Below are 4,289 nucleotides of genomic sequence, written 5' to 3'. Positions count from 1 at the left end.
CCAGGTGGTACTTCTTACCAACAACCAGACCCTCATAAGTCACAGTGTCAGTAACAACCGCACCATTAACAACACGAGTCGAACCCTCAGCAAACTTAGCCTCAGTCTTAATAGACGGCTCCAAAGTCTCCTTAGAGTCCACAGTCTGAGCACGGTCATTCAGATCCTTGTGCTCCGCAATCTTATTCGGAGTATCAGCATCCGGAGTCTCATCACCATTGGACTCAACCTCAAGAGAGGTCAACTCCTCAAACGCAACAGCAGACTCAACCGGCTTCTCAGCATTATCAACCTTGATATCAACCGTGGTGGAACCACTACCACCCTCAGCAGCAGTGAACTCAGCCTCACCAGTACCCAGAACAGTCTTGCCATCCTTGGACATCAACTTCGCATCCAGGTGGTACTTCTTACCAACAACCAGACCCTCATAAGTCACAGTGTCAGTAACAACCGCACCATTAACAACACGAGTCGAACCCTCAGCAAACTTAGCCTCAGTCTTAATAGACGGCTCTTGTCCAGATGGGTTCGAGCCACTTCCACCATCGTCAGGCAATCCGGGCTGATCAACTGGGACTACTCGCTGACCAACACCTTTACGAATATTCCAATTGCCGTCCGGACCGACAATGGTAATAAAAGCATCAGCCGGCTGACTCTCAATAGTCACCGACGGGTCAGCTTCAAACATTGTATCAATATCGCCTTTTTGACCAGTGTCACTTACGATCCGCAGACCCGTGAGAGAAGCGAACTCTTCCTCACTGCCCGTAAAAGCCTTGAAGCGGTCGGGGTCGGCAGCACTGCCCCCCCGAATCACCCTAACAGCCTCTGTACGACCAGAACCGTCCGAGATTAAGGCAGCCAAGTAAACACTGTAGTTCGCGGTAAGTTTCTTATCCCCTGCCTTAGTAGCATCACGAAGCTTCATCGCCAAACCAATCGCAGCATCTTGATACTTCGGATCGTCAAAGCGAAGAGCACCGGCCGTCGACTTGTGATAGCTCCGATTTACAGCAACCGGGTCCTGGGTTGTGAAATCAATACACCACCCCCAACCAACATCATTGCCGGTTTGCTTAGATTTAGGTTGCCCCTCCGGTACACCAGCCCACACGAGTGGACCCCACGTTGTATCACGCCCCTCTTTCACATGATAGGGGCTAAGTGTCTCATTCGGCACGAAGTCGGTAGGCTCAGCAGCCTCCGCCTTGCCACCCGGAACGGTGACCATGGCCGCAATTACCGCAATTGCAGCAAGCACTGCGGTAAAGACCATCCACCCCTCTCGGGATATGTTTCTTAATTTACTCATTCTTTCCTCTTCGAGCGGTACAAATACTTACATTCGTTTTCCTGTACGGCGAGTGTTTTCGCTGAACAGAACCTGAAATTGAGACTTGAACACACTGCGGTTAATCAGGGTTTTGAACCCGAATCTGGATTAACTCTTATTGTGCTCTCAGCATAATATCACGGGAAAATTTAAGGCGCCAGCCAGAAAGCTTTAGAAAACTGCAGGTTATGCAGGATTTCTAATTTCATACCCACAGGTAGATGCGCTTATTTCCACGGTTAACCTAGTTTTAAATACGTATGTTCGATGTATCCTAGGCCTTTCTTAAGGTCAGGACACCACACCAATGGCTTAATCAATACTAAGATTAGTTTTAACAAGACCTACGTAGATATTTCTTTACGCTGCGCTTTATCTAATTTCATGCAAATTTTAGAGAGGGGGGATTGCACGCAATTTCTTCGCGTCACTCCGCTACCATCCCCAGAAAGTTGGTGTTACAGGTGTGACTGCAGAACATTCGATAAGAATGTACACACGTTCGACATTTTAGAAATGTAGTAATCCTTAACCCTATTGCCATTCATCTCCAAGAAGCGATGTGTGAGCGAAAACTCTGCCCAGGGTCGTCACAATCACACCTAGGGGTCACGCACAGGGGTGAGGGAGAATTGGGCAAAGAAAAATCCGCACGGGCGTCGGCAAGCGGATGCTTTACCGAAGCCGCAGTGCGGATCCTGGAATAAATTAGGACTTAAAGAACAGCAGTGACCTTGTAGCCCTTCTCCTGCAGAAGCTGGGAAACTGCCTCAAAAGTAGCGTCGTCCTTGTCCGGATTGTAGGTCTCCGGGTTCAGGGCAATATGGGCGGTGTCACCTTCGTAGCGGACGCTGATGAAGTCGTAGCCGGCTTCGGCTTGGGCGGCGTCGATAAGCGCCTGCACGTCGTCGTTGTTGCCCTGCTCAGCAACGGCAACCTGCTCCTGCTCAGGTGCCGGCGCAGCTTCCTGCGCCGGGGCGCCCAGGCCGAAGAAGCCCAAAATCGTGGCTAGCAGGCCGCTCAAAAGCTTGATAATCATTGAAGTAACTCCCTGTGATTTAGTGCGCGGGAATTTGGCCCGCGAAAGCTGAAGACTTTCTGTACTTAAAGCAAACTTAACTTTAGCTTAGGGTCTAGTTACATTCAACAGTGAACACCTTAATTCACCATGTCATGGGCTTGTGGCGGTTAAGGGGCGCGGAAAACGCCACAGCGCCCGTGCGCCGTCACAATGACGGGACACGGGCGCTTTCACCTGGTGAGAACCAGCTCCCCTAGGGGGGGACGGGGAGCTAGTTAGGGAATAGGAACCTTAGCTGCCTACTTGGAGGAGCAGAAGAAACAGCGCGCAGAGAGCCAGTTCAGCTGTGCTAGAAAGTGGGGCCCTCACACCACGCTAATAAGGACTACATCCTTACTGGTCCTCCATCACGTCATGGCGAATGATGGTCTGGTCGCGGCCCGGACCAACGCCGATATAGGAGATTCGGCAGCCAGACAGCTCTTCCAAGCGCAGGACGTAATCCTGCGCCTTCTGCGGCAGCTCCTCAAAGGTGGAGCACTCCGTGATGTCCTCATCCCAGGCCGGCATGGTCTCAAAGATGGGCTCGGCGTGGTGGAATTCGGACTGGGTAAGCGGCAGCTCGTCGTAGCGCTTACCGTCGACGTCGTAAGCCACGCAGATCGGGATCTCGCCGATGCCGGTGAGAACGTCCAGCTTGGTCAGGAAGTAATCGGTAAAGCCGTTAACGCGGGTGGCATAGCGCGCCACAACGGAGTCATACCAACCACAACGGCGCTTGCGGCCGGTGTTCACACCAATCTCGCCACCGGTGGTCTGCAGGTACTCGCCCCACTTATCAAAGAGCTCGGTGGGGAACGGGCCGGCACCCACGCGGGTGGTATAAGCCTTGATGATGCCCAGCGAGGTCTTGATGCGGGTAGGGCCAATACCGGAGCCTACGGAAGCACCACCGGCCGTCGGGTTAGACGAGGTCACGAACGGGTAGGTGCCGTGGTCCACATCCAACATGGTGGCCTGGCCGCCCTCCATGAGCACGTGCTTGCCAGCTTCGAGGGCCTGGTTGAGCTCCAGCTCGGCGTCGATAACCATCGGGCGCAGGCGGTCGCGGTAGCTCAGGAAGTACTCCACAATCTGGTCCGCCTCGATGGCCTTGCGGTTGTACATCTTCACCAGCATCTGGTTCTTGATATCCAGCGCGGATTCCACCTTCTGGCGCAGGATGGACTCATCAAAGATGTCCTGCACGCGGATGCCAATGCGCGCAACCTTATCGGCGTAGGTCGGGCCAATGCCGCGGCCGGTAGTACCAATCGCGCGCTTGCCCAGGAAGCGCTCCTGCACGCGGTCCAGGGTCTGGTGGTACGGCGCCACCAGGTGCGCATTGGCGGAAATTTTCAGGCGCGAGGCGTTCGCGCCGCGGGCCTCAAGGCCGTCAATCTCATCAAAGAGCGCCTCAAGGTTGATCACTACGCCATTGCCCAGCACCGGGGTGGCGTTCTCGGACAAAATGCCGGCCGGCAGGAGCTTCAGCTCGTATTTTTCGCCGCCTACCACGACGGTATGGCCGGCGTTATTACCGCCGTTCGGCTTGACCACGTAGTCAACCTTGCCGCCGAGGATGTCGGTCGCTTTGCCCTTGCCTTCGTCGCCCCACTGGGCGCCGACAATGACGATCGCTGCCATTGTTTAGTCACTTCCTCATAATTGAAGCCAAAATACTCTCCAACTTTACACTTTCCCGGCGCAAAAAGCCCGCGTAGCATTGTCCGCATGCGTTTTTTGTTCCTCCGCTGCGGCGCCCCGGGCGTGGCCATGCCTGCCGAAGCCCACGACCTCTCCCCCATCCCTACCCGCAAAGAGCTCGCGCTTATCGACGCCTTCCTCAACCCCCTCCTCCCCACAGACCCCACTCCCTCCCTCGATGAC

General features: G+C 54.5%; 3 protein-coding genes. All 3 read right to left on the bottom strand.

Annotation, left to right across the window (positions count from 1 at the left end; translation table 11 throughout):
• The coding region (locus MHY22_RS11400; RefSeq protein WP_239279387.1) for a VaFE repeat-containing surface-anchored protein at positions 1-1,318 on the bottom strand (1,318 nt) is incomplete at its 3' end.
• A gap of 736 nt (positions 1,319-2,054) precedes the next feature.
• A complete protein-coding gene (locus tag MHY22_RS11395) occupies positions 2,055-2,378 on the bottom strand; it encodes a malonyl-CoA-ACP transacylase (RefSeq protein WP_239279386.1) in 324 nt (107 codons plus the stop codon).
• Positions 2,379-2,753: 375 nt separating this feature from the next.
• Complete coding sequence (locus MHY22_RS11390) at positions 2,754-4,046, bottom strand: adenylosuccinate synthase (protein WP_005325555.1); 1,293 nt, start codon at positions 4,044-4,046, stop codon at positions 2,754-2,756.
• Between the last annotated feature and the right edge of the window lie 243 nt (positions 4,047-4,289).

The organism is Corynebacterium sp. ACRPO (genome assembly GCF_022347205.1).
GTDB lineage: Bacteria > Actinomycetota > Actinomycetes > Mycobacteriales > Mycobacteriaceae > Corynebacterium.
Note: the sequence above shows the minus strand (reverse complement) of the source record. Positions and strands in the feature narration are given on the sequence as shown.

Bases quoted from the DNA above. Each gene is read 5' to 3' on its own strand.
- MHY22_RS11395 (WP_239279386.1), bottom strand. From the start codon at position 2,378: ATGATTATCAAGCTTTTGAGCGGCCTGCTAGCCACGATTTTGGGCTTC.
- MHY22_RS11390 (WP_005325555.1), bottom strand. From the start codon at position 4,046: ATGGCAGCGATCGTCATTGTCGGCGCCCAGTGGGGCGACGAAGGCAAG.